The organism is Jatrophihabitans sp. (assembly GCA_036399055.1).
Lineage (GTDB): Bacteria > Actinomycetota > Actinomycetes > Mycobacteriales > Jatrophihabitantaceae > Jatrophihabitans_A.
On sequence record DASWNX010000015.1, the window covers coordinates 24,589 to 47,314 of the forward strand.

The window sequence follows — 22,726 nt, forward strand, 5'->3', positions numbered from 1 at the left end:
GTCGACTCCCTCGGGTTGCGCCGCTTATCGATAACCCGGCGCGGTGCGCGGCCAGGGGCGCAGCTGCTCCAGCTGGGCGGCCAGGTTGAGCAGGCTGGCCTCGCCGCCCGGTCGGGTGACCAGCTGCACTGACAGCGGCAGGCCGCTGGGCGAGATTCCCGCGGGCACCGCCATCGCCGGCCAGCCGGCCAGGTTCCAGGGTGCGGCGAACGGGGCGTAGCGGGCGTTGGACGCCACATTGGCGACCCAGCTCCGAGCGCTCCAGGCGGTCGCCGGCAGCGGCGGTTGGGCAAGCATGGGGGTGATCAGCACATCGACCCGCTCGAAGTGCTTCTCTACCGCTCGCAGCCAGGACTGCCGGCCGCCGGGACGCGGTCCGCCGAGCGCCAGCACGGCCTTGCCCAGCTGCGCATGCCGGGCGACCCGGGTCTCCAGCCGCGACCGGTCGGCGAGCTCGCGGGCGTCCAGCTCGACGCCGGCGAACCAGCGCGCCATCGCGGCCGGCCCGGCCGCGCTCGGATAGCGCAGCGTGGCCTCGACCACCTGGTGGCCGATGGCGGCGAGTAGCGCGCCGCTGGCCCGGGCGGCGTCGGCGTAGTGCCCATCGACCCGGAGCCCGACAAGCGGCGGATTGACCGAGACGCCCACTCGCAGCGGCGGCTGATCGAGGTCCGGCACGGCCAGCTCCGGTCGGTCGGCCAGCACCGACAGCAGCAGCGCGCAGTCGGCGACGGTGGTGGCCAGCGGCCCGTTCTCGGCCATGCCGAACCAGGATCGGCCGCCGAGGTTCGCCGGGACCAGGCCAGACCCCGGCTTGATGCCGACCAGGCCGGTGCAGGCCGCCGGAATCCGGATCGAGCCCATCCCATCGTTGCCGTGCGCCACGGCGACCATCCCGGCCGCCACCGCCGCGGCGCTGCCGCCGGACGAGCCGCCAGGGCTGCGGTCCAGCCGCCAGGGGTTGCCGGTGATGCCGGCAGCCGAGTCGGTCGCGCCGAATACCGACAGCTCGGGAACGTTTGTCAGGCCGACCACGACCGCCCCGGCGGCCCGTAGCCTGCGCACCACCTCGTGGTCTGCCGGCTGGCGGTGGTCGCTGCTGCCGGCAGATCCGCCGCGCATCGCCTCGCCGGCCACCGCGACGTTGTCCTTGACGGCCAGCGGCACGCCCGCCAGCGGCATCCGCGCCCGGTCGGGGTGGGCGTCGACCTGCTCCGCCTCGGCCAGCGCCCGGTCCTGGCGAACGACCCGGAAGGCTCGGATGTCGGCGTCCCGTTCGGCGATGCGTGCCAGCGCGTGCTGGGTCGCGGCGCGCGCGGACAGCTCGCCCCGCCGCACGGCCGCCGCTGTCTGCACTGCCGTCGGGCACCTTGGGGTGGCGTGCCCTGGGGGCTGGCTCATCCAGGCATTATCGCCCCGATCGTCGGCTCCTGAGCTGGTAGCCCCTCGCGGCGTCGGGTCAGCGGTTATTCGCAGCCGACTCCGTCACCGTCACGGTCAAGGCCGTAGGGATCGCCTCCAGTCACCTGAACCGGCCCGCGCACATAGCGGGGCCCGTTTCCGGACCCGCTAGCGCAGTCGACGTCGCCCGAACCGGACGGGATGCACGGGCTGTACCCGGGCTCACAGGAAGCCGGCGCCGGAGGCGCTGCCTGCTGAGCGGCCGATCGCGACGCCTCAGCCGATCGCGACGCCTCAGCGGACCGCGATGCCGCGGCAGATCTAGAGGCGGCAGCGGAAGCAGCCTGCTGAGCCGCGGCTTTCGAGGCGGCAGCTGACCGGGATGCCGTAGCAGAGCGAGCGGCGGCGGCAGCTTTCGAGGCGACGGCAGCCAGTCGGGCTACGGCAGACTGCGACGCCAGGCCTGCAGCGGCTCGGCTCGCCGCGGCAGCTTCAGCCTGCGACGCACTCGAGTTCGCACTCGGAGACAGCGAGCTGGTCGCCGTCGACTGCGGCGACATGGTGTCTGAGGCTGACCGGGTCTCGGCGGACCCGCAACCGGCGAGGGCTCCGGCCAGCAGCACAAAGGCCCCGATGGCAGCCAGCCCCTTCGGCAGGGACGACTGGCGGACACCGTCACTAGCCCGGGAAAAAGTCACTATGCATGCATCCTTAGATAGTATTTAGCAACAACTTAACCTACGGTCATTGCGGGCACCGGGAATGGCCGGGACTGACAGCCGAAAGGTGACCTTCCCAACCGCCGGAAGCGCCGATAGGCAGGGCTGGCGACGTCGCCTGACCAGGCAGGTGCAGGGTCATAGGCCGTTGAGCAGAGGCGCGCCGGGGAGCCCCTCGGCGGGGGGTCAGGGATCCCAGCAGCGGCCATGCGACTGCGCGATGAAGTCTCAACGGTGACCGACTGCGGCGCCCGGGGCTGGTCTAATGACAGTCCACGACCCCCCGCAAAGGGTGGAAAGGACTGCTGGTGTCAGAGCGCTGGTACAAGGAAGCGGTCATCTACTGCGTCGAGGTCGACACCTATCAGGACTCCGACGGCGATGGCTGCGGTGACCTGCCAGGACTGACCAGCCGGCTGGACTACCTCGCCCGGCTCGGCGTGACCTGCCTGTGGCTGAACCCGATCCATCCCTCGCCCAAGCTCGACGGCGGCTATGACATCAGCGACTACTACGGCGTCCACCCGCAACTGGGCACCCTCGGCGACTTCGTGGAGCTGGCCACCCAGGCCCGCTCGCGGGGCATCCGGCTGGTGCTGGACCTGGTGGTCAACCACACCTCCGACCAGCATCCGTGGTTCCAGTCCGCGCGCAGCGACCCGAAGTCCGCCTACCGCGACTTCTACGTCTGGAGCAAGGACGAGCCGCCGGACCGCCGCCAGGGGATGGTGTTTCCCGGTGAGCAGACCGAGACCTGGACCATGGACGAGGCGGCCAAGCTCTGGTACTACCACCGGTTCTATGAGTTCCAGCCCGACCTGAACTGGGCGAACCCTGCCGTGCGCGCCGAGATCAAGAAGGTGATGGGCTTCTGGTTGCAGCTGGGCGCCTCCGGGTTCCGGATCGACGCCGCGCCGTTCGTGATCGAGCAGACCGTGCCCGGCGTCAACCCGGGCCCGATGGACTTCACCATCCTCGACGACTGGCGTCAGGACATCCAATGGCGCAACGGCGAAGCGGTGTTGCTGTGCGAGGCCAACGTCGACCCCGATGACCTGGCCAAGTACTGCGCGGCGGCGCCGGACGGGCCCAACGACCGCGCCCACCTGATGTTCGCCTTCGGCCTGAACGCCAAGCTGTGGTTGGCGCTGGCCCGCTGCGAGGCCGAGCCGTTGGTCGAGGCGCTGGGCAGCATGCCCAAGATCGCGGCGATGGCGCAGTGGGCGACCTTCCTGCGCAATCACGACGAGCTCGACCTGAGCAAGCTGACCGACGAGCAGCGAAACGACGTGATGGCGGCGTTCGCGCCCAAGCAGGACATGCGCCTCTACGGCCGTGGCATCCGCCGCAGGCTGGCCTCGATGATGAACGGCAACCGGCCCCGGATCGAGATGGCCTACTCGCTGCAGTTCAGCATGCCGGGCACCCCGGTGCTGCGCTACGGCGAAGAGATCGGCATGGGCGAGGACCTGAAGTTGCCGGGCCGGCAGGCGGTCCGCACGCCGATGCAGTGGGACGCCAGCCGGGGCGCCGGGTTCTCCACCGCCCCGGTCGCCGAGCTGGTGCGACCGGTGCAGACCCGGGGCGGGTACTCGGCCAAGCGGGTGAACGTGGAGTCCCAGCGGCTGGACCAGCAGTCGCTGCTGCGCTGGTTCGAGGAGCTGATCAGGGTGCTGCGTGAGTGCCCGGAGATCGGGGTGGGCGAGCCGAGCGTGCTCGACTGCCCGCTGCCGCGCTCGGTGCTGGCGCACCGGTTCGACGCGCCTGAGGGCGCGATCCTGCTGCTGCACAACCTCGCTGGAACACCGGTGACGCTGGATCTGAGCGGCCTGGACACCGGCAAGAAGCCGTACGAGGTCTTCGCCGACGGCCAGTACGAGCCGCCGGCGAAGAACCTGGCGCACCTGAAGCTCAATGCCTGGGGCTACCGCTGGATCCGGTTACGCCGCAGCGCCTGAGCTGTAGAGGTCAGCTGACGGCGCCGGCCAGACCGCTCTTGAGCGCGGAGGCGACCTTCACGACCCGACGGCCCTGGAACTCACCGGCGTTGCGGGCCGCGTCGTCCACCGGCAGGGCGCCCTGGCCCGAGACATGGCTGGTGCCGTAGGGGTTGCCGTCGACGAACTTCACCGGGTCGGTGTAGCCGGGGGGGACGATGATGCCTCCGAAGTGATAGAAGCTGTTGTACATCGCCAGCAGGGTGGACTCCTGGCCGCCGTGCGTGGTGCCGGTCGCGGTGAACCCGCTGTAGACCTTGTCGGCCAGCAGGCCCTGGGCCCACAGCCCGCCGAGGGTGTCGAGGAACTGCTTGAGCTGCGAGGTGACGTTGCCGAACCGGGTCGGCGAGCCGAAGATCACCGCGTCGGCCCACACGATGTCCTCGGCAGTGGCCACCGGCACGTCCTGGGTCTCGGCCGCGTGGCTGGCCCACCCGGCGTTCGCGGCGATGGCCTCCGCGGGCGCGAGTTCGGCGACCTTGAGCAGACGCACCTCGGCGCCGGCCTTCTCGGCGCCTTCGACGATCGACTTCGCAAGCTCGTAGACGGTGCCGGTCGAGGAGTAGTAGACGACGGCGACTTTGGTGGGTTCAGACATCAGAGGAGGCCTTTCGGGTTTCGTGGAACCTGTCGGTGCGGTCATATCCTTGAACGTTCAAGTTCACGCTAGAAGTCCTGACTTGAATAATCAAGTGAGGGCTAGGATGGTGGGATGCCTCACAGCACCGAGCCGGACGTCCAGACCCGCTGGCTGAGCCCCGACGAGCTGACAGCGTGGCGGGCGTTCTCCCGCATGATCGCCAAGCTGCAGTGGGAGCTGGAAAGTCACCTGCAGCAGACGGCCGAACTGAGCTTCGTGGAGTACCACGCGCTGGCGATGTTGTCCGAGCACGCCCGGCACACCATGCGGATGAGTGAGCTCGCCGACCTGACCAACGCCTCGCTGTCCCGGCTGTCACACCTGGTCAAGCGGCTGGAGCAGCGTGAGCTGGTGCGCCGGGAACCCGATCCGGACAACGGCCGGTACACCAACGCCATCCTCACCGAGAAGGGTCACGCGACGCTGGTCGCCGCCGCCCCGGCGCACGTGGCCAAGGTGCGTGCACTCGTGATCGACGCGCTGACCCCGGCCCAGCTACGCCACTTCGGCGCCGGCGCCGAACGGATCATCCGGCGGATCGACGACGCGAGCCCGCTCTCGGACCGGCCCCGCTCCAGGTGAGTGCCAAATGTGTGAGTGAGGCACCCGAACTGTCAGGTGGAACCCTCGTTGTCTATGGCTTCATGCCTAGCAGACGATAGACCGGGAAGGGCTGAGAGCAGGAGACACCGAACGCGGCGCAAACGTCAGGGATCTTGATGCGCTTCTTGGCGTCCGGCGCCGAGGTCTCGCGGGATACGACAGTCGCCTTGAGGACGTGCGCCCGCGCGATGAGGCGGAGGTCGGCAGAGTCCATGAACTCTGCCTTCGCCGCGTCGTTGTACGGACGGGCCGGGTCCGTCGCCCATTCGCCGATTTGTCTCACCGATGCCAGTGACTCGGCAGTATCAGGAAGCCAAAAAGAGGGGGGCATGGACTTCGCCCACTTGACCAGCTCGTCCTCCTTCTTTCCTCCCAGAATTTCGTCATACACGGCCTTCACCGACGCCAAGTCACCGTTGCCGTGCGCCTCCTTGAGCCACTCCCAAAAACCGGGCATTAGGTCGATTGGGTAGTAGGTGCGCTGGGCCTCCATGAAGGTGTTGGCGTCGAAAAGATGCATCACGCGACGCCGAGCTGGCGCGCGTACTCATCGAAGTTACTCAGCGACTTCATGCTCATGAGTCGCATGGCCTCGGCCAGCGTGGTACGGCCCTCAACGGCTTCGCCTATCAAAGCCTTGGACAACCGGTCTCCGACGCGGTAAGGCTGATTTCGGTAGTGATCGCCGCCGGAGGGCTTACGGCCCTCGGCAAGAGTGGCCAGGCGCGCGGCCTCGGCGTCGTAAATCGCGTCGAAGTCTCGGAACTGGGCAAGGTCGGCCCGGTGGATCGCTTGCAGTACAACGAGCGTCCCGCACTTGTAGACCCCGGCTAGGCGGTCTAAACGACGGTCCAACGGCAACGCGGCCACGCCGCCGTAGCGGCTGCGTAAATCTCGCTCTGGCACCAAGAATTCAGACGCGACAGCGTTGCACCACTGCTCTACGGACGTGCTGGGCTGCCTGCGCACGTCCTCGGCGCTGATTCCACTCGTGCCGCGCCAGACGTGCGCGTACTCATGAGCAAGCGTGAATATCTGTCCGTTGAGGGTCTGCGCCGCGTTCACGAACACAAGCGGCGCGAGCGGGTCCACGAGAGAGAAGCCGCGAAACTCATCCGCGTCCAGCGGCCGGTGCGTGTTGTTGCCCACCATGGACGCTGCCACAGTGAGGCCGCCCAACGCTTCAAACGCGCGCAGAAGATGCTTACGAATCTCGCCCCAGGAGCCGGTGCGTGCGTCTACCTGGAACTTCAGGCGGTCCCGCATGTCATCGGCCACTGTGGAAATTGGCTTGTCATCAGCGGAGCCGACTATTTCTAATGCGGGCAGCCCGTTTTCTTCCGCGTACGCGCGGTACCAGTCCTGCCGTCGGATGCTTTGGTGCAGCACTGCAAGAAGGGCGGTGCTCGGCTCGTCCCAGCCGCCGGTGTGACCTTCGCGGAAGTCCGCTATCGGTAGGCCAAGCTCGGGCGGCTTCCGTAGTAGCAGGTAGCCGAACGGGATCCCGGTGTACTTGGCGAACTGTTCTAATTGGGCTGGCGTCGGCCCGTGCTCGGAGTCGGTCCAGTCGTGCCACTTCGGAAACTTCTTGGTCAGGTCGTCAACATCGCGACCGGACCGTGTGACCGCCCAGTCGAGGACTGGCCGGGCGATGGCTACCCGCGTAGTCATCGCCGCCTCCTTGGTCTGGTTGTCGCCGTTCGTGACATCTTGCTATGCCCTGGAGCTGTTCCGCATCCCATCCTCGCGCGTCGCTTGTGATGCATGTAGTTGCAGGGACACCCGTGGGCCAGGTTCGGAGGACGTTCAGTCAGCGGCGGGGAACCAGCGCGCCGTGCCTCGCACCCGCAGTGCCACCTTGGCGCCGGCAGCGGGCGCGGCCGTGCCGGTGTGCCGCAGGCTGATCACGCTGGCGCGTGGCTCGTCCAGCCTGATCCGCAGCATCGTGTCGTGGCCGTAGTAGTCGACGTCCTCGACCACGCCCAGGACTGCCTCGTCATCACCGCCCGCCGACGAGTCGGTGAGCTCGATCTGCTCCGGCCGCAGCAGCACGGTGCCGGCGCCGTCTGCGTAGTCGGCTGCCGCCGGCTGGACCAGCACGCTGCCCAGCGCGCACTCGACCTTCGAGCCGGCCCGCACGCCCGCCAGGGTGACCGCGTCACCGACGAAGGCGGCCGTGGCCAGGTCCACCGGCGCCTCGTAGATCTGGCGCGGCGGCCCGACCTGGGTCAGCCGGCCGGCGCTCATCACGCCCACCTGATCGGCGAAGGACAGCGCCTCGGACTGGTCGTGGGTGACCAGCAGCGTGGTGACCCCCTGCTCGGCCAGCGCCTCGGCCACCGCGGCCCGGGTGCTGGCGCGCAGCCCGGCGTCCAGCGCGCTGAACGGCTCGTCCAGCAGCACCAGGCCCGGTCGCGGCGCCACCGCCCGCGCCAACGACACCCGCTGCTGCTGGCCGCCGGACAGCTGATCGGGCCTGCGGTCGGCGAAGTCCGGGTCGAGGCTGACCAATTCGAGCAGCTCGGTGATCCTGGCCCGCGACCGGCGCTCGTTGCGGGGCAGGCCGAAAGCGATGTTCTGCGCCACCGTCAGGTGGGGGAACAGCGCCCCGTCCTGCGCGACGTAGCCGAGGCCACGCCGGTGCGGGGGCACCCAGACGCCGTCGCCGCAGACCTGCCGGTCACCGATGAGCACCGAGCCCGGGTGGGGGCGCTCGAAGCCGGCGATCACCCGCAGCAGCGTCGTCTTGCCGCATCCGGACGGCCCGACGATCGCGGTGGTGCCGCCGTCGGCGATGTCGAGGTCGATGCCCTTGAGAACCGGCGTCGAGCCGTAGGAGCTGTGGACCTGGCGAACCGTGAGCGCGCTCACCGGCCGGCCATCCGGTGCGACTGGACCAGCAGGAACCACGACACCGGAAGGGAGAGCACGATCATCAGCATCGCGTACGGCGCGGCGGCGGCATAGTCGATCTCCGAGCTGAACGACCAGAACTGGGTGGCCAGCGTGCGGGTGCCGGTCGGCGCCAGCAGCAGCGTCGCGGTCAACTCGGTGACCACGGCCATGAACACCAGTGCCGCGCCGGCCGCCAGGGCCGGCGCGATCAGCGGCAGGGTGACCCGGCCGAACAACCGCAGCGGCGAGCTGCCCAGCGCCTTGGCCGCCTCTTCGAGCTCGGGCGGCGCCTGCTCGATGCCGGCCCGCAGGCTGACCATCGCCCGGGGCAGGAACAGCAGCGCGTAGGCCACCACGATCAGCAGGGTGCTCTGGTAGATCGGCCGGGCATAGCGGATCGCCACGGTCACGAAGGCCAGCGCCACGACGATGCCGGGCATCGCGCTGGCGAGGTAGGTGCAGCGCTCCATCAGGGTCGATCCCCAGCCTCGGTGGCGCACCGCCAGCCAGGCCACCGGCAGCGCGACCGCCGTCGTCAGCGCCGCGGCGTACAGGCCCAGGATGAGCGTGCTGAGCAGGGCCGGCAGCAGTTCCGGGGCAGTCCAGAGATCGCCGCCGCCGAGCACCAGCCAGCGTCCGACGCTCACGAACGGCACCCCGATGGCCGCGCCGCAGACCACCGCCGAGGCCAGCAGGGCCAGCGGCCCCGCTCGGCCCAGCCGGGTCCGCGGAGCCGGCCGCGCCGCGCCCGAGCCCAGCCGCGAGTAGCGGCCCCGGCCGCGCAACAGCACGTCCAGGGTCAGCAGCAGCAGGCACAGGCTGACCAGCACGGTGGCCAGCATGGTGGCCGCGGCGCCGTTGAAGGTGGACTCGTGCTGCTCCATGATCGCGGTCGTGAAAGTGGAGTAGCGAATCATTTGCAGCGCGCCGTACTCGGCCAGCAGGTGCAGCCCCACCAGCAGCGCGCCACCGAGGACGGCGGTGCGCAACTGCGGCAGCACCACTCGAACCAGCACCCGCGCCGAGGAGTGCCCCAGCGAGCGGGCCGACTCCTCCAGCGCCGGGTCCAGCCGCCGCAGCACCGCCGCGACCGGCAGGTACACGAACGGGAAGTAGGCGAACGTGGTGATCAGGGTCGCGCCGCTCAACCCCTCGATCGAGGGGTACAGCGACACCCAGCCGTAGCTGGTGACGAAGGCCGGGATGGCCAGCGGCATCGCGAACAGCACGGCCCACAGCCGGCGCAGCGGCAGGTCGGTCCGCTCGACCAACCAGGCGGCGGCCACCCCGATCAGCACGCTGCCGGTGACGGTGGTGGCCACCAGCGCCGCGGTGTGCCGCAGCAGCTCGCCGACCCGGGGCCGGACGATCAGCGCGTAGGCCTGGTCCCACCCGGTGGCCACGGTCTGCGCCAGGACGTAGCCGAGCGGGATCAGCGACACCGCCGCCACCACGAACGCCGCGATCAGCACCCCGACCGGGGCTCGGCGCCTGCCACGCGGCCCCCGCACGCTCAGCAGGCCCGGCCGGCCCCGACCGCCGCGACCGCCGCGACCGCGGACCGGCAGGCCAGGGCGCTGCTGATCCGCGGTCGCGGCGTAGGGTCGGGAAAGGGCGGTGGGCACGAGCAGATGCTAGAGAAGTCCGGCCTTGGTCATCATCTCGACGACCTCGGGGCCGTTGAGCTTGGCCTCGTCGATGTCCGGCTCCTCCAGCTCGGCCAGCGGCTTGAGCGCGGCATTGGCCGCGACATCGCTGCCGACCGGGTACTCGAACGAGGTGCCGGTCTGCAGGATCTGCTGCCCGGACTTGCCGGTGACGAACTTGAGGAACTTCTGCGCGGCCTCGGTGTTGTCGCTGGACTTCAGCACGCCGCCGCCGGACAGGCTCACGAAGGCGCCCGGGTCCTTGTCGCCGAAGTAGTGCAGCTTGGTGTTCTTGCTGTTCTCCTTGGTCTTGGACTGGTCGCTGGCCCAGTAGTAGTGATAGATGACGCCGCCGTCGATCTGGCCGGCGTTGACGGCCGTCATCACCGCGCGGTTGCCCTTGTAGGCCTTGAAGTTGGTCTTCATCGCCTCCAGCCAGGCCTGGGTGGCATCGGCGCCCTTGAGCTCGAGCATCGCGCTGACGATGGCCTGGTAGTCCGCGCCCGAGGGCGAGGCGCCCCACTTGCCCTTCCACTTCGGATCGGCCAGATCCATCATCGACTTCGGCAGCTGCGCCTCGGTCAGCTTGGCGGTGTTGTAGACGAACACCGTCGAACGGGCGGCGATGCCGACCCACTTGCCGGTGGAGGGCTGGTACTGCTTGGGCACCTGGGCCAGCGTGGCGGCGTCGACGTCGGCGAACAGGCCGGCGTTCTCCAGGATCGTCATGGCCGGGGAGTTCTCGGTGAGGAACACGTCGGCCGGAGTGGCGTCGCCCTCCTGCTTGATCTGGTTGGCCATGTCGAAGTCACTGCCGTTGCGCAGCTCGACCTTGATGCCGGACTCCTTGGTGAAGGCCTCGGCCCACTCCTTGGTCAGCGACTCGTGCTGGGCGTTGTAGACCGTGAGCGTGTCGTCGCCCCCGGCGTCGTTGCTGTCGGAGCCGCAGCCGGCCAGCACCAGGACCGTGGCGACCGCCGAGGCGACCAGCGCGACCTGCTTCGAACGTGACTTCATCGACTCCCCTTCGTGGTTAGGTAAGGCATACCTTACATAGCCGGGTGGCCAGGGTCCACGCGGTGACCGCCTCGATGCGACCCTCCCAGCTAGTTCGCCCGGTTTGCCGTCGTGTGCAACAAATCTCGCCCTCAGGCGTCCATAGCTCACTAGCGTTGCGAGCGAATGAGGTGGACCTCGATGGACTGGACCATGCTGGGCTTGAGCGCGTGATGGACTCGATCGCGAGCCGGCGGGACGGCGACCGGCGTGCGCCGGAGCCGGTGGTCGGCCGCGACTTCGACGAGCTCTACCGAACCCAGTGGTGGCCGATGATCCGGCTGGCCCAGGGCCTCGTCGATGACGTCAGCTCAGCCGAGGACGTGGTGCAGGACGCCTTCGCCGGGCTGTACCGCAGCTCGGGCGGGCTTGCGGAGCCGGGCGCGGCGGTGCGGTACCTGCGGGTGAGCGTCGTCAACGGCGCCCGGTCGGCGCTGCGCCGTCGCCGGACGGCCCGGACCTGGCTGGGGCAGGTGCGCCAGGACGAGCACGCGCCGTCGGCTGACGAGCCGGCGCTGCGAACGGCTGAGCAGGAGACGGCCCGCCGGGCGCTGGCCGCCCTGCCCAGCAGGCAACGCGAGGTGCTCACCCTGCGCTTTCTCGCCGACCTCAGCGACTCAGAGATCGCCGACGTGACCGGGATGTCAGCCGGAAACGTCCGCTCTGCCGCCAGCCGTGGCCTGGCCACCTTGCGCACCACTTTCGGAGGGCAGTCATGAACGACCTCGACACCACCATCAAGAACCTGATCAACTCGGCCGTCGACCACGAGCTGGCCGGCCACCGCTCGGCCCCGCCGCTGGACCTGCCGGCCTTGTCAGACCGCTCGCGCTCGGACCGCCCGCTCGCCCGGTGGGCCGCTCCGGTGCTGGCCGCCTCGGTCGCGGCGCTGCTGACGGTGGGCACGGTGCTGGCAATCGGTTCCGACCGGGACCGGCGTTCGAACCAGGCCGCGAACTCAGCCAGTCCGACGGCGTCGGCATCGCCGTCAGTCTCGATCTCGAAGTCCCTGAGCCCGGACCAGGAGAAAGCGGCGCGCGCCTACGCCGAGGCAGTGGCCGGCGCCCGCGAGGCGAGCGAGGTGGCCGGAGTCTCGGTCGGGCCGCTGCCACCTCGGGAGGCCGCCGGATTGAAGGACACCGGCCTGATCAGCGGCGGTATCCCCAGCAGCACCGAGCCGGAACCGGGCAAGATCTATTCCTTCACCCTGAGCTACCTGGCGGGCCCGAGCGATAACCCGCCAAGCGTCCTGACGACCGGGGTGCAAGACGTCGCCTCGGGCAGCTGCGCCCAGCCCTTCCTGGCGCGACCGGGCCACGCTTACCAGATTCGCTGCCAGGTGATGTTCATGACCCGCCTCATCGGCAAGGCAACGCTCACGCTGCGGACGCCGACCGGGACGACGGTGGGTTCGATGAATCTCACCGAGCCCGGCCTCTACGCCGATGCGGTCGCCAGCGCTCCGGAGGCGAGCAAGGTGGCGGGGGTCTCGGACCGGCCGGCCACTGCCGACGAGCGGCACCCTTGGGAAACGCTTGGGATACTGAAATCCGGTCCGGCCAAACCGGACCCGGGCCGGAGCTATCCGGTAACCCTGCTCTACATCCCGGCCTCTAACGCGCCTCCGGTGACGGTCCTGGCCATCAAGTTCGAGGACGTCGCGGTCGGCCGCTGCCCCGGCCCGTTTCGGACCCGGCCTGGTCACGCCTACCTCCTCCACTGCCAGGTGACCTATCGGGCAGGCGCCAAGGGCATGGCGTATTACGACCTGATCGGACCGCGCGGCGGGAACGCGACCGCCAGGTCGGGCGTCGGCCTCAGCCCTGCGTGAGCTGGCCGGCCAGTCCTCACCGCCCAGCTGGCCGGCTCGGTTCGCTAGTCGGCCGGGATGTCGACGGCGCGCAGCGCCAGTGCCATGAAGGCGTCGGCGCGGCGCTGGTCGCTGGTCCGGTGCTCGAAGCGTCCGTGCGACATGGCGTCGGCGTCCATCAGGATCAGCTCGGCCTCGACCCGCATCAGGGCGCGGATCAACGGGCAGTTCTCCGGCAGGTCCATGTTCAGCCGGACCACGCCGTCGGTGGCGGGTGAGAGCCTGGCTTCCACGAGTGCCGCGATGAGCTCGTCGCGTCGTTCTCCTGCCACGAGGTCGGCGCCGTAGTCCTTCATGCAGCCGAGCCTAGGCGGCGGGGGGTGCAAATAGCGGTTAATTGGCCAGCGACAGCCTCACCCGGAGGGCCGCAGCACCTCGGAAGCTCTCCGGCGGCCGGCTTGGTTACGAGGCGTGCAGGTTGGCGCAGCTGGGGAGCCCGAAGTCGTTGAGGTAGGTCACCAGGCTGCTGTTGTGGTTGGGCACATTCGCCATCTCGTAGGCGTCGTCCTGCACCTTCGCCGCGTCACCGGCGATGCTGTGGGCCACCATCTGATCGGCGATCGGCTTGACCGCGGCGTAGTCGGCCCGCTCCAGAGCGAGCCAGTTCTTCTCCAGCTCGGCCCGCTGCGCGGTTTGGGCGATCAGCCGCTCGGCGTGGGAGATCAACGACGGCACCAGCCGCATCGTCCCGGTGAGATTGAGCCTGATCGTGGCGAAGTCGGTCGTGCCGGCTGGCTTGGGCAGTGCCTGGCGCTGGGCGTCGATGGCCGAGCACACCGCGTTCATCTTGATCAGGAAGTCCGGCTTGGACAGCACCCCCTTCGGGGTGCCGGCCGACGTGGAGGCGAAGGCCGGCACGCTCGGGCCGATGACCCTGCTGCTTGGAGCCGAGGCCGAAGCGGAGGCCGACGCGGCCGGACTGGACGACGATCCGGCAGGCGCGGCCGCCTGGCCGGACGAACCGCCGCAGCCGGTCACCAGCACGCCGAGCAGGGCCAGCGGCGCGAGCCACCGTGCGGTCGGCCGGCGCCTGGCCAGGTCTGGATCTCTCACGACTCTCACCGGCCAATCATGCACCCGCCCGGTGAGGACCTAAGCTGGCAGCCGTCATGACTGCCGCCGGGTACGCCCTTTTCGACACCGCGATCGGCTGGTGCGCGCTCGGCTGGGCCGAGGCTGGGATCACCCAGGTGAGCCTGCCGGAGGCCAGCCCCGCCGCGACCCGCCGCCGGATCGCCGACCGGCTGCCCGGCGCCGTTGAGCAGCAGCCTCCGGCGTCGACGCGAGAGGTGATCCAGCGGATCACGGCGCTGTTCGACGGCTCAGGCGACGACCTGGCCGACGTGGAGCTGGACCTGTCCGGGGTCGGGGGCTTCCACCGCTCGGTTTATGAGGTGACGCGTGCCATCCTGCCCGGGACGACGCTGTCCTACGGGGCGATCGCGGCCGAGTTGCGGCTGCCGGGCGCGGCTCGCGCCGTCGGCCGGGCCCTGGGGCACAACCCCTGCCCGATCATCGTCCCCTGCCACCGGGTGCTGGCAGCCGACGGCTCGATGCACGGCTTCTCGGCCAACGGCGGGGTGGCCACCAAGCGGCGGATGCTGCAACTGGAAGGCGCGCTGCCGGCCGACGAGCCGACCCTGTTCTGAGCGCGCCCTCAGCCGAGCGAGATGAGCCGAGCGCCCTCAGCCGAGCCCTCAGCCGAGCGAGATGAGCCGGGGTGGTGGCGGCGAGCCGGGCGCGGCGTCTGAGGCGGGCGCGGCGTCTGAGGCGGGCTCGGTCACCGACGCAGACCAGGCCAGCAGGCCGGGCACATCGACGCGGTGCGGCGGCCGGTCGGCGTAGGCGGCGAGATTGGCCGCGCCCCGGGCGATCAGGGTCAGCGCGCCTACCCGGTTGCCCCGGGCGTGGTGGGTCAGTCCCACCGCCAGCTGCGCCAGCCCGCGCCACAGCTCGCGCTCAGCGTCCGGCGCGGCCTTCCAGGCGTCTTCGAGCACCTCGTGCGCCTCGAACGGCCGGCCGGCGTCCAGCAACCGCTGCGCCTGGGCCAGCGACTGCGCCGGGGACCGGAACGGGCTCTCCTGAAGCCGGGGCGCTGCCTCGGCGCCGTAACGCAGCGGCCTGCCCAGCGCGTCACGCGGCCGGGCGTTGCGCGGGCGACCCCGCTCGTCACGGTCACGGCTGGCAGGCCTGTCATCCTGCTCGCTCACCCTGGAATCCTGTCACGGATCCTCGCCGCCGCTCCAGCGAGCCGCGATTTTCTGAACTCATATATGAGATATCGTGACTGGCATGGTCGATGAAGTAGGCGCCGCGAAAGACTACGCCCGTCAGGTGGGAACGCTGATCCGCGACTCCCGGAAGAACCGTGGCTGGACGCAGGCCCAGCTGGCCGAGACGCTGGGCACCTCGCAAAGCGCGGTCAACCGGATCGAGCAGGGCAACCAGAACCTCAGCCTGGAGCTGCTGACCCGGATCAGCGAGGCGCTGGACTCCGAGATCGTCTCCATCGGCCGCTCCCGGCCGCCGCACCTGCGCGTCGAGGGCGGCCGGCAGCTGTCGGGCAGCATCGACGTCAAGACCAGCAAGAACGCCGGCGTCGGCCTGCTCTGCGCCTCGTTGCTCAACGAGGGCCGCACGGTGCTGCGCAAGGTGGCCCGGATCGAGGAGGTGCACCGGATCCTCGAGGTGCTCAACAGCATCGGGGTGCGCACCCGCTGGCTCAACGCCGACAACGACCTTGAGATCGTGCCGCCGGCCCGGCTGGACCTGGCGGGGATGAACCTCGAAGCCGCCCGCCGGACCCGCAGCATCATCATGTTCCTAGCGCCGCTGATGCACCACGAGAAATCCTTCGAGCTGCCCTACGCCGGTGGCTGCGCGCTGGGCACCAGGACCGTCGAGCCGCACATGACCGCGCTGCGGCCCTTCGGCGTGCAGGTCGAGGCCGCCGCGGGGGCCTACCGGGTCGAGGTCGACCCGTCGGTCGTGCCACTGAGGCCGATCGTGCTGACCGAGCGCGGTGACACCGTCACCGAGAACGCCCTGATGGCCGCCGCGCGACGGGTCGGCGTCACCGTGATCCGCAACGCCAGCCCCAACTACATGGTGCAGGACCTGTGCTTCTTCCTCATCGAGCTCGGCGTGCGGGTCGAGGGAGTCGGCACCACCACCCTCACCGTGCACGGTGTCCCCGAGATCCGGCGGGATGTGGACTACTCGCCGTCGGAGGACCCGATCGAGGCGATGAGCCTGGTGACGGCCGCGATCGTGACCGGCTCGGAGATCACCGTCAACCGGGTGCCGATCGAGTTCATGGAGATCGAGCTGGCGCTGCTGGAGGAGATGGGGCTGCGCCACGTCCGCAGTCCCGAGTACCCGGCCGCCAACGGCCGCACCCGGCTGATCGACCTGACCGTGCTGCCCTCCACCCTGCACGCGCCGCTGGACAAGATCCACCCGATGCCGTTTCCGGGCCTGAACATCGACAACCTGCCGTTCTTCGCGCTGATCGCCGCCACCGCGCAGGGCTCGACCCTGATCCACGACTGGGTCTATGACAACCGCGCGCTGTACCTCACCGAGCTGACCAAGCTCGGCGCGAAGGTGACCCTGATGGACCCGCACCGGATCTACGTCGAGGGCCCCACCCACTGGTCGGGCACCGAGGTGATCTGCCCGCCGGCCCTGCGTCCGGCCGTCGTGGTGCTGCTGGCGATGCTGGCGGCCAAGGGCACCTCGCTGCTGCGCAACGTCTACGTCATCGACCGGGGCTACGAGCAGTTGGCAGAGCGGCTGAACCTGCTCGGCGCCAGCATCCACACCTTCCGCGACGTCTGACCCGCCCGCCGCCGCCAACCGCCGGCGCAACCCCGGCGTCCGGCCGACGCCGCATCCGCCGGCCGACTGCGTTTTCGCGTCCGCGCGGCATCGGTGACAGGATCGGCCACGTGCTGCTGCCCATGTCACCGACCGATTCGGTGTTCCTGTCCGTGGAGTCACCGCAGACGCCGATGCACGTCGGCGGCCTGGAGTTGTTCGAGCCGGCCGCCGACCTCGGCAGCGCCACCGAGGTCTTCGAGCAGCTGAGTTCCGGCTACACCGCCGATGACGTGGCGCCGCTGTTCAAGAAGCGGGCCCGCCGCTCGCTGGCCAGCGCAGGCCAGTGGGCCTGGGAGGAGGACCGGCAGTTCGACCTGCGCCACCACGTCCGGCACAACTCATTGCCCCAGCCGGGCCGGGTGCTGGAGCTGCTGGCGCTGTGCTCCCGGCTGCACGGCACGCTGCTGGACCGGCAACGCCCGCTCTGGGAGCTGCATCTGATCGAGGGACTGGCCGACGGCCGGTTCGCGATCTACTTCAAGGTGCATCACGCGCTGCTGGACGGGGTGTCGGCGCAGCGGTTGCTGCAGCGGATCCTGACCAAGGACCCGGCCGCCCGCGACCTGCCACCACCGTGGGCCAACCGTCCCGCTCCGGCGCGGCCACCCGCGCAGCCGGAGGTCCCGACGCTGCCTGGGGCCGAAGAAGTGGTGGCCAACCTGTTGCGCGCCACCCGCGAGGTGGCAGCCGACGTGGCCGGCATCCCAGCCGCGCTGGCGCGCACCGTCAACCGGGGCCTGCAGGCCCAGAGCGCGCCGATCTCGTTCGCCGCGCCCCGGTCGATGCTCAACGTGCCGATCTCGGGCTCGCGCCGGTTCGCCGCCCAGTCCTGGCCGCTGGAGCGGATCCACCGGATCCGCCGGGGGGCCGGCTGCACCGTCAACGACGTGGTGCTCGCCGCCTGCTCGGGCGCGCTGCGAACCTACCTGAGCAGCTTCGACGCGCTACCGGAGTCACCGCTGATCGCGATGGTGCCGGTCGCGCTGCGGCGGCGGGACCGGCGGCAGGAGTCCGGCAACGCCGTCGGCGCGGTGATGTGCGACCTCGGCACCCAGTTGACCGAGCCCGCTGACCGGTTGAGCACGGTGCAGCGTTCGATGAGCCAGGGCAAGCAGGCGCTGGCGGAGATGACTCCGCTGCAGATCCTGGCGATGACCGGCCTGGGCATGAGCCCGCTGATGCTGCAGTCGGTTCCCGGTTACGCCGAGCTGCTCAGGCCGCCCTTCAACCTGATCATCTCCAACGTGCCGGGCCCGCGGACCCCGCTCTATCTCAACGGCGCCCGGCTGGCCGGCATCTACCCGCTGTCCATCCCCTATCACGGGCAGGCGCTGAACATCACCTGCACCAGCTACGCCGGTGAGATCTCCTTCGGCCTGACCGGCTGCCGGCGCACGATCCCGCACCTGCAGCGGATGCTCGGCTACCTCGAGGACGAGTTGACCGCGTTGGAGCGGACGGTCGGCTGAGCCCGGCCTCGCTCAGGAGTCGGTGGGCAGCCGAGACCAGATCTGGACGTCGGACCGGGCGCCCTGCTTGAAGTAGGTGGATCGCAGCACGCCCTCCAAGAGGTATCCGGCCCGGGTGGCGACCACCTGCGAGGCCACATTGGCCACGTCGATGAGCAGGGTGGCCCGCAGCGCCTGGCCCTCGGCGAAGGCCCACGCAGTCAGCTGCCGCAGCATCTCGGTGCCCACGCCCCGGCCCCGGGCGGCCGGGGCGACGAGGTAGCCCAGCTCCATCTCGCGGGCTTCGGCGTCGATGTGCGGGGCAAGGGCGACCCCGAGGAAGGTCCCGTCGGGCGCCACCGCCGCGAACGCCTGCCGGCTGCCGTCCTGCCGGCCGGCCTGGTAGCGGGCGTACCACTCGCGGGAGAAGCCCGGCGCCGGCGGATCAGGCAGCCGGGTGAACCTCAGCACGTCCGGGTCGTCGAGCAGTCCCTCGAAGTCGTCGAGGTGGGCTTCGGCCATCAGCTCCAGGCGTAGCTCGCTCACGCCGGGAATTGTGTCAGGCGTCGGGGTCGGCGATGAACTCCTGGAGCAGCGCGGCGAACCGCTCGGGCTCGGCCAGATGCGGAAAGTGCCCGGCCCGCTGGAAGATCTCGACCCGGCAACCGGGAAAGCCGGTTCGCGCGCTGAGGGCATGCCAGGACGGGATGATCCGGTCCTTGGCGCCCCAGACCAGCATCGTCGGCACGCTGGCGGCCATCGGCAGGTGGTCCCAGGCCGTCACGGTCTGCCCGCCGGGGTCGATGACCGATCGAAGGGTGGCCAGAAAGGCGCGCCGACCCTCGGCCTCGTCGAGGCAGCCCAGGCCCCGCCAAGCCTCGCTCACATCCGCGCTTGCCCTGACGCCCAGCCGGGCCAGCCCGCCGGCGAGCGTCGCGGTCCGCTGTCGCAGCCAGCGCGAGGTGATCACCGGCAGCACCAGCTCGGCGCCGGGTAGCGCGGCCGCTCGCAGCAGCGGGCTCAGCTCACGCCCGAGGCCGCCGCTGCTGACCAGCACCAGCCGTTTCACCCGTTCGGGAAACAGGTAACTGAACTGCATCGCGATGCCGCCGCCCAGGGAATGCCCGACCAACGTCACCTCTGCGACCTCGAGCCGGTCAAGCAGGTCGCGCAGGGTCGCGGCGTGGGCGCCGAGGGAGTAGTCGCCGACCGGTTTGGCCGAGGCGCCGTGGCCGAACAGGTCCGGCGCGATCAACCGGCGCTCGGCGGCCAGGGTCTGCATCAGATGCGCCCAGTGCTGGTGCGAGCCCAGCAGGCCGTGGACGAACAGCACGGCAGGCCCGGCGCCGACGTCGGCGTAGCTGAGCGGATGACCGTGCAGCTCAAGCGTGCGGGGCGTCACCGTGGTCATCGCCGGACCTCCTGCCGGAGCATGTTACTGATGCGTAACCTACGCTACCGTAGCTTTCTGGGGCGGGCAACGCGAGACCGGTGGCAAGTGCGGCTGCCTCTACTATCGGTTCTCATGGCCAGCATCGACGCCGCGTTTCTCGCACTGCCGACCTCAAGCCTCGCGGACGCGGCGCTCAGCCGGGCCCGCCAGCTCGGGGCTTCCCACGCCGACTTCCGGCTTGAGCGCGTCCGGGTGGCCTCGCTGGCACTGCGCGACGGCCAACTCGATTCCAGCTCCGATGACGAGAACCTAGGCCTGGCGGTCCGGGTCGTGCACGAGGGCGCCTGGGGTTTCGCCAGCGGCATCGACCGCACGCCCGAGGCCGCCGCCCGGCTGGCCGAGCAGGCGGTGGCCACCGCGAAGCTGAGCCGGGTGCTCAGCTCGGACCCCGTCGAACTGGCCGACGAGCCGGCGTACCCCGATGCCAGCTGGGTCTCTGCCTATGACCTCAACCCCTTCGAGGTCGCGCCGGCCGAGCGGCTCGCCAGGCTGGCGGAGCTGTCTGACCTGCTGCGCGGCGCGGCCGGGGTGGACCACGTCGACGCCAGCCTCATGCAGGTGCTGGAGAACAAGTTCTACGCAGACACCGCCGGCACCACGACCACCCAGCAACGGGTGCGGATGCACCCGCAGCTCACCGCGGTGCAGGTCGACCGGGCCAACGGCGGGTTCTCCTCGATGCGCACCCTGGCGCCGCCGGCCGGACGCGGCTGGGAGTACCTGACCGGCGCCGGCTGGGACTTCGAGGCCGAGCTGACCGAGCTGCCGGAGCTGCTGGCCGAGCACGTCAAGGCCCCCTCGGTGGCGCCGGGCCGCTACGACCTGGTGGTCGACCCGTCCAACCTGTGGCTGACCATCCACGAGTCGATCGGCCACGCCACCGAGCTGGACCGGGCGCTGGGGTACGAGGCGGCCTACGCCGGAACCTCCTTCGCCACCTTCGACAAGCTCGGCAGCCTGCGCTACGGCAGCCCGGTCATGAACGTGACCGGTGACCGCACCGTGCCGCACGGCCTGTCCAGCATCGGCTACGACGACGAGGGGGTGGCCACCGCGGACTTCGACATCATCTCCGACGGCGTCCTGGTCGGGTACCAGCTGAACCGGCAGATGGCGGCGGCCAAGGGGCTGGGCCGCTCCAACGGATGCGCCTTCGCCGACTCCCCGGGTCACATCCCGTTGCAGCGCATGGCGAACGTGTCGCTGCAGCCGAGCCCGGACTCCCGCTCCACCGAGGACCTGATCGGCGGCGTCGAGCGCGGCATCTACGTGGTGGGCGACAAGTCCTGGTCGATCGACATGCAGCGTTACAACTTCCAGTTCACCGGCCAGCGGTTCTTCAAGATCTCCAACGGCCGGCTGGCCGGTCAGCTGCGCGATGTGGCCTACCAGGCGAGCACCACCGAGTTCTGGGGCTCGATGGAGGCTGTCGGCGGCCGGCAGACCTACGTGCTGGGTGGCGCCTTCAACTGCGGCAAGGGCCAGCCCGGACAGGTGGCCGCGGTGTCCCACGGCTGCCCGTCGGCGCTGTTTCGCGATGTCAATGTTCTCAACACCGTGACCGAGGGCGGCCGATGATGACCAGCACCACCGAAGCCGGCGGGACCACCATCCAGCAGCTGGTCGAGCAGGCGCTGGCGCTGTCCAGCGTGTCCGGCTGCGTGGTGATCGGTGAGGAGCTGACCGGCGCGAACCTGCGCTGGGCGGGCAACAGCCTCACCACCAACGGCCAGACGCATTCGCGCAAGCTCACCGTCATCTCGATGGTGGACGGCGAGCAGGGCACCACGTCGGCAGCGGTGTCGCGGGCCATCGCCGACCCTGACGAGCTGGGCGCGTTGGTCGCGGCCAGCGAGGCGGCAGCCCGCGCCGCCTCACCCGCCGATGACGCGGCGCCGCTGATCGAGCCCTACCCCCACTCCGACGACTGGGACGCGCCCGCCACGGCCACCGGCATCGAGGTGTTCAGCGACTTCGCCCCGGCTCTGGGCCGGGCCTTCGCCGCCGCCGAGCAGGCCGACCGGCTGCTCTACGGATACGCCGAGCACCTGATGTCCTCGATCTTCCTGGCCTCCTCCACCGGCCTGCGCCGCCGGCACGACCAGCCCACCGGACGGCTGGAGATGAACGCCAAGTCCCGCGACCTGAGCCGGTCGGCCTGGGCCGGCGCGCAGACCCGGGACTGGAGCGACATCGACGTCGAGGCGATGAACGCGGACCTGGCCAAGCGGCTGGACTGGTCGGCGACCCGGATCGACCTGCCGGCGGGCAGGTACGAGACGTTGCTGCCGCCCACGGCAGTGGCCGATTTGATGATCTACCTGTACTGGACCGCCACCGCGCGCGACGCCGAGGAGGGACGCAGCGTCTTCGCGGCCAGCGACGGCAAGACCCGGCTCGGCGAGGCGCTGGCGCCGCTGGGGATCACCCTGCGCTCGGACCCCGCCGAACCAGGCATGCCCTCCCTCCCGTTCCAGGTCGTCACCGAGGGCGGCGAGGAGTCGGTCTTCGACAACGGGGCGCCGGTGGCGGCCACCCGCTGGATCGACGGCGGCGTGCTGAGCAACCTGCAGCGCACCCGCAACTGGGCCGAGCGCACCGGTCAGCCTCACGTGCCCTTCGTAGACAACCTGATCATGCAAGGCCCCGACGACGCCGACGCCAAGTCCCTGGACGAGCTGATCGCCGGCACTGAGCGCGGCCTGCTGCTGACCTGTCTCTGGTACATCCGGACCGTCGATCCGCAGACCCTGCTGGTGACCGGCCTCACCCGGGACGGGGTGTACCTGATCGAGGACGGCAAGGTCCGCGGCGTGGTGAACAACTTCAGGTTCAACGAATCCCCGGTCGACCTGCTGAGCCGGATCGTCGAAGTGGGCCGCACCGAGAAGACCCTGCCCCGCGAGTGGGGCGATTACTTCACCCGGACCGCCATGCCGGCCGTACGGGTACGGGACTTCAACCTCTCCACTGTGAGCCAGGCCTCATAGGCGGCACTGTGACCTGGGCCATGGTCGGCTGGGTAGCAGAACGTTGAAACGCCCGTATTAACGGGGGTATGGCTGCGGTTGCCTCGCGACCGTGCGGCTTGTGATCGGTGACGCAGGGTTCTGGAC

General features: G+C 70.0%; 21 protein-coding genes. 9 read left to right on the forward strand and 12 right to left on the reverse strand.

All coding sequences use genetic code 11. The features are described 5' to 3' along the window. Positions 1-24: 24 nt before the first annotated feature. Complete coding sequence (locus tag VGB75_04590; GenBank protein ID HEY0166301.1) at positions 25-1,401, reverse strand: amidase family protein; 1,377 nt, start codon at positions 1,399-1,401, stop codon at positions 25-27. A gap of 1,027 nt (positions 1,402-2,428) precedes the next feature. On the opposite strand from VGB75_04590, the gene VGB75_04595 reads away from it, so the two are divergent. Further along, the gene (locus VGB75_04595; GenBank protein ID HEY0166302.1) at positions 2,429-4,078 is read left to right on the forward strand and encodes an alpha-amylase family protein; all 1,650 of its coding nucleotides are present in this window, start codon (positions 2,429-2,431) and stop codon (positions 4,076-4,078) included. Positions 4,079-4,088: 10 nt separating this feature from the next. Here the strand turns inward: VGB75_04595 and wrbA are convergent, their stop codons facing one another. Next, the gene (wrbA, locus tag VGB75_04600; protein ID HEY0166303.1) at positions 4,089-4,715 is read right to left on the reverse strand and encodes an NAD(P)H:quinone oxidoreductase; all 627 of its coding nucleotides are present in this window, start codon (positions 4,713-4,715) and stop codon (positions 4,089-4,091) included. A gap of 114 nt (positions 4,716-4,829) precedes the next feature. Between wrbA and VGB75_04605 the strand changes: the two genes are divergently transcribed. After that, on the forward strand, positions 4,830-5,339 hold the full coding sequence (locus VGB75_04605) for a MarR family transcriptional regulator (protein HEY0166304.1): 510 nt from the start codon (positions 4,830-4,832) through the stop codon (positions 5,337-5,339). A 52-nt stretch (positions 5,340-5,391) separates the two neighbouring features. Here the strand turns inward: VGB75_04605 and VGB75_04610 are convergent, their stop codons facing one another. The 5 genes from VGB75_04610 to VGB75_04630 form a co-directional block, all read right to left on the reverse strand. Next, positions 5,392-5,880, reverse strand: a complete 489-nt coding sequence (locus tag VGB75_04610) for a DUF4411 family protein (GenBank protein ID HEY0166305.1) — start codon at positions 5,878-5,880, stop codon at positions 5,392-5,394. Continuing rightward, the gene (locus tag VGB75_04615) at positions 5,880-7,031 is read right to left on the reverse strand and encodes an ImmA/IrrE family metallo-endopeptidase (GenBank protein HEY0166306.1); all 1,152 of its coding nucleotides are present in this window, start codon (positions 7,029-7,031) and stop codon (positions 5,880-5,882) included. Before VGB75_04615 ends, VGB75_04610 begins: the two co-directional genes overlap by 1 nt. Before the next feature lie 135 nt (positions 7,032-7,166). Then, a complete protein-coding gene (locus VGB75_04620; protein HEY0166307.1) occupies positions 7,167-8,231 on the reverse strand; it encodes an ABC transporter ATP-binding protein in 1,065 nt (354 codons plus the stop codon). Further along, positions 8,228-9,880, reverse strand: coding sequence for an iron ABC transporter permease (locus VGB75_04625; protein HEY0166308.1), 1,653 nt, complete (start codon positions 9,878-9,880; stop codon positions 8,228-8,230). The genes VGB75_04620 and VGB75_04625 overlap by 4 nt, the downstream gene beginning before the upstream one ends. 9 nt (positions 9,881-9,889) lie before the next feature. Next, entirely contained in the window at positions 9,890-10,918 is a 1,029-nt protein-coding gene (locus VGB75_04630; protein HEY0166309.1) for an iron ABC transporter substrate-binding protein, read from the reverse strand. Positions 10,919-11,130: 212 nt separating this feature from the next. Between VGB75_04630 and VGB75_04635 the strand changes: the two genes are divergently transcribed. After that, positions 11,131-11,676, forward strand: coding sequence for a sigma-70 family RNA polymerase sigma factor (locus VGB75_04635; GenBank protein ID HEY0166310.1), 546 nt, complete (start codon positions 11,131-11,133; stop codon positions 11,674-11,676). After that, the gene (locus VGB75_04640; GenBank protein HEY0166311.1) at positions 11,673-12,788 is read left to right on the forward strand and encodes a hypothetical protein; all 1,116 of its coding nucleotides are present in this window, start codon (positions 11,673-11,675) and stop codon (positions 12,786-12,788) included. The genes VGB75_04635 and VGB75_04640 overlap by 4 nt, the downstream gene beginning before the upstream one ends. A 44-nt stretch (positions 12,789-12,832) precedes the next feature. Here the strand turns inward: VGB75_04640 and VGB75_04645 are convergent, their stop codons facing one another. Then, positions 12,833-13,123, reverse strand: a complete 291-nt coding sequence (locus VGB75_04645) for a hypothetical protein (protein ID HEY0166312.1) — start codon at positions 13,121-13,123, stop codon at positions 12,833-12,835. Between the two features lie 106 nt (positions 13,124-13,229). Then, positions 13,230-13,889, reverse strand: a complete 660-nt coding sequence (locus tag VGB75_04650) for a hypothetical protein (protein HEY0166313.1) — start codon at positions 13,887-13,889, stop codon at positions 13,230-13,232. A gap of 47 nt (positions 13,890-13,936) precedes the next feature. Here VGB75_04650 and VGB75_04655 point away from each other — a divergent pair, with 47 nt between their 5' ends. After that, positions 13,937-14,476 (forward strand): methylated-DNA--[protein]-cysteine S-methyltransferase, encoded by a 540-nt coding sequence (locus VGB75_04655; GenBank protein HEY0166314.1) that lies wholly within the window; start codon positions 13,937-13,939, stop codon positions 14,474-14,476. 48 nt (positions 14,477-14,524) lie between these two features. On the opposite strand, the gene VGB75_04660 is transcribed toward VGB75_04655, so the two are convergent. Next, on the reverse strand, positions 14,525-15,037 hold the full coding sequence (locus VGB75_04660; GenBank protein ID HEY0166315.1) for a DUF309 domain-containing protein: 513 nt from the start codon (positions 15,035-15,037) through the stop codon (positions 14,525-14,527). Between the two features lie 82 nt (positions 15,038-15,119). Here VGB75_04660 and VGB75_04665 point away from each other — a divergent pair, with 82 nt between their 5' ends. Together VGB75_04665 and VGB75_04670 are read left to right on the forward strand one after the other, a co-directional pair. After that, positions 15,120-16,667: a UDP-N-acetylglucosamine 1-carboxyvinyltransferase gene (locus tag VGB75_04665; protein ID HEY0166316.1), complete on the forward strand. Its 1,548-nt coding sequence runs from the start codon at positions 15,120-15,122 to the stop codon at positions 16,665-16,667. Positions 16,668-16,777: 110 nt separating this feature from the next. Continuing rightward, a complete protein-coding gene (locus tag VGB75_04670) occupies positions 16,778-18,178 on the forward strand; it encodes a wax ester/triacylglycerol synthase family O-acyltransferase (GenBank protein ID HEY0166317.1) in 1,401 nt (466 codons plus the stop codon). 12 nt (positions 18,179-18,190) lie between these two features. Here VGB75_04670 and VGB75_04675 read toward each other — a convergent pair whose 3' ends face one another. Next, positions 18,191-18,703: a GNAT family N-acetyltransferase gene (locus VGB75_04675; protein HEY0166318.1), complete on the reverse strand. Its 513-nt coding sequence runs from the start codon at positions 18,701-18,703 to the stop codon at positions 18,191-18,193. Positions 18,704-18,716: 13 nt separating this feature from the next. After that, positions 18,717-19,568 carry an alpha/beta fold hydrolase gene (locus VGB75_04680; GenBank protein HEY0166319.1) on the reverse strand — a complete coding sequence of 284 codons (852 nt, stop codon included), beginning with the start codon at positions 19,566-19,568 and terminating at the stop codon, positions 18,717-18,719. Between the two features lie 114 nt (positions 19,569-19,682). Between VGB75_04680 and VGB75_04685 the strand changes: the two genes are divergently transcribed. Further along, positions 19,683-21,188, forward strand: coding sequence for a TldD/PmbA family protein (locus VGB75_04685; protein ID HEY0166320.1), 1,506 nt, complete (start codon positions 19,683-19,685; stop codon positions 21,186-21,188). Continuing rightward, positions 21,188-22,600: a metallopeptidase TldD-related protein gene (locus tag VGB75_04690; protein HEY0166321.1), complete on the forward strand. Its 1,413-nt coding sequence runs from the start codon at positions 21,188-21,190 to the stop codon at positions 22,598-22,600. Before VGB75_04685 ends, VGB75_04690 begins: the two co-directional genes overlap by 1 nt. Positions 22,601-22,726 lie beyond the last annotated feature (126 nt).

Excerpts from the sequence above, each read along its gene's own strand:
- VGB75_04680 (HEY0166319.1), bottom strand. The coding sequence starts at position 19,568 with ATGACCACGGTGACGCCCCGCACGCTTGAGCTGCACGGTCATCCGCTC.
- VGB75_04640 (HEY0166311.1), top strand. The coding sequence starts at position 11,673 with ATGAACGACCTCGACACCACCATCAAGAACCTGATCAACTCGGCCGTC.
- VGB75_04645 (HEY0166312.1), bottom strand. The coding sequence starts at position 13,123 with ATGAAGGACTACGGCGCCGACCTCGTGGCAGGAGAACGACGCGACGAG.
- VGB75_04635 (HEY0166310.1), top strand. The coding sequence starts at position 11,131 with ATGGACTCGATCGCGAGCCGGCGGGACGGCGACCGGCGTGCGCCGGAG.
- VGB75_04630 (HEY0166309.1), bottom strand. The coding sequence starts at position 10,918 with ATGAAGTCACGTTCGAAGCAGGTCGCGCTGGTCGCCTCGGCGGTCGCC.
- VGB75_04605 (HEY0166304.1), top strand. The coding sequence starts at position 4,830 with ATGCCTCACAGCACCGAGCCGGACGTCCAGACCCGCTGGCTGAGCCCC.
- wrbA (HEY0166303.1), bottom strand. The coding sequence starts at position 4,715 with ATGTCTGAACCCACCAAAGTCGCCGTCGTCTACTACTCCTCGACCGGC.
- VGB75_04590 (HEY0166301.1), bottom strand. The coding sequence starts at position 1,401 with ATGAGCCAGCCCCCAGGGCACGCCACCCCAAGGTGCCCGACGGCAGTG.
- VGB75_04685 (HEY0166320.1), top strand. The coding sequence starts at position 19,683 with ATGGCCAGCATCGACGCCGCGTTTCTCGCACTGCCGACCTCAAGCCTC.
- VGB75_04615 (HEY0166306.1), bottom strand. The coding sequence starts at position 7,031 with ATGACTACGCGGGTAGCCATCGCCCGGCCAGTCCTCGACTGGGCGGTC.
- VGB75_04610 (HEY0166305.1), bottom strand. The coding sequence starts at position 5,880 with ATGCATCTTTTCGACGCCAACACCTTCATGGAGGCCCAGCGCACCTAC.
- VGB75_04690 (HEY0166321.1), top strand. The coding sequence starts at position 21,188 with ATGACCAGCACCACCGAAGCCGGCGGGACCACCATCCAGCAGCTGGTC.
- VGB75_04665 (HEY0166316.1), top strand. The coding sequence starts at position 15,120 with ATGGTCGATGAAGTAGGCGCCGCGAAAGACTACGCCCGTCAGGTGGGA.
- VGB75_04655 (HEY0166314.1), top strand. The coding sequence starts at position 13,937 with ATGACTGCCGCCGGGTACGCCCTTTTCGACACCGCGATCGGCTGGTGC.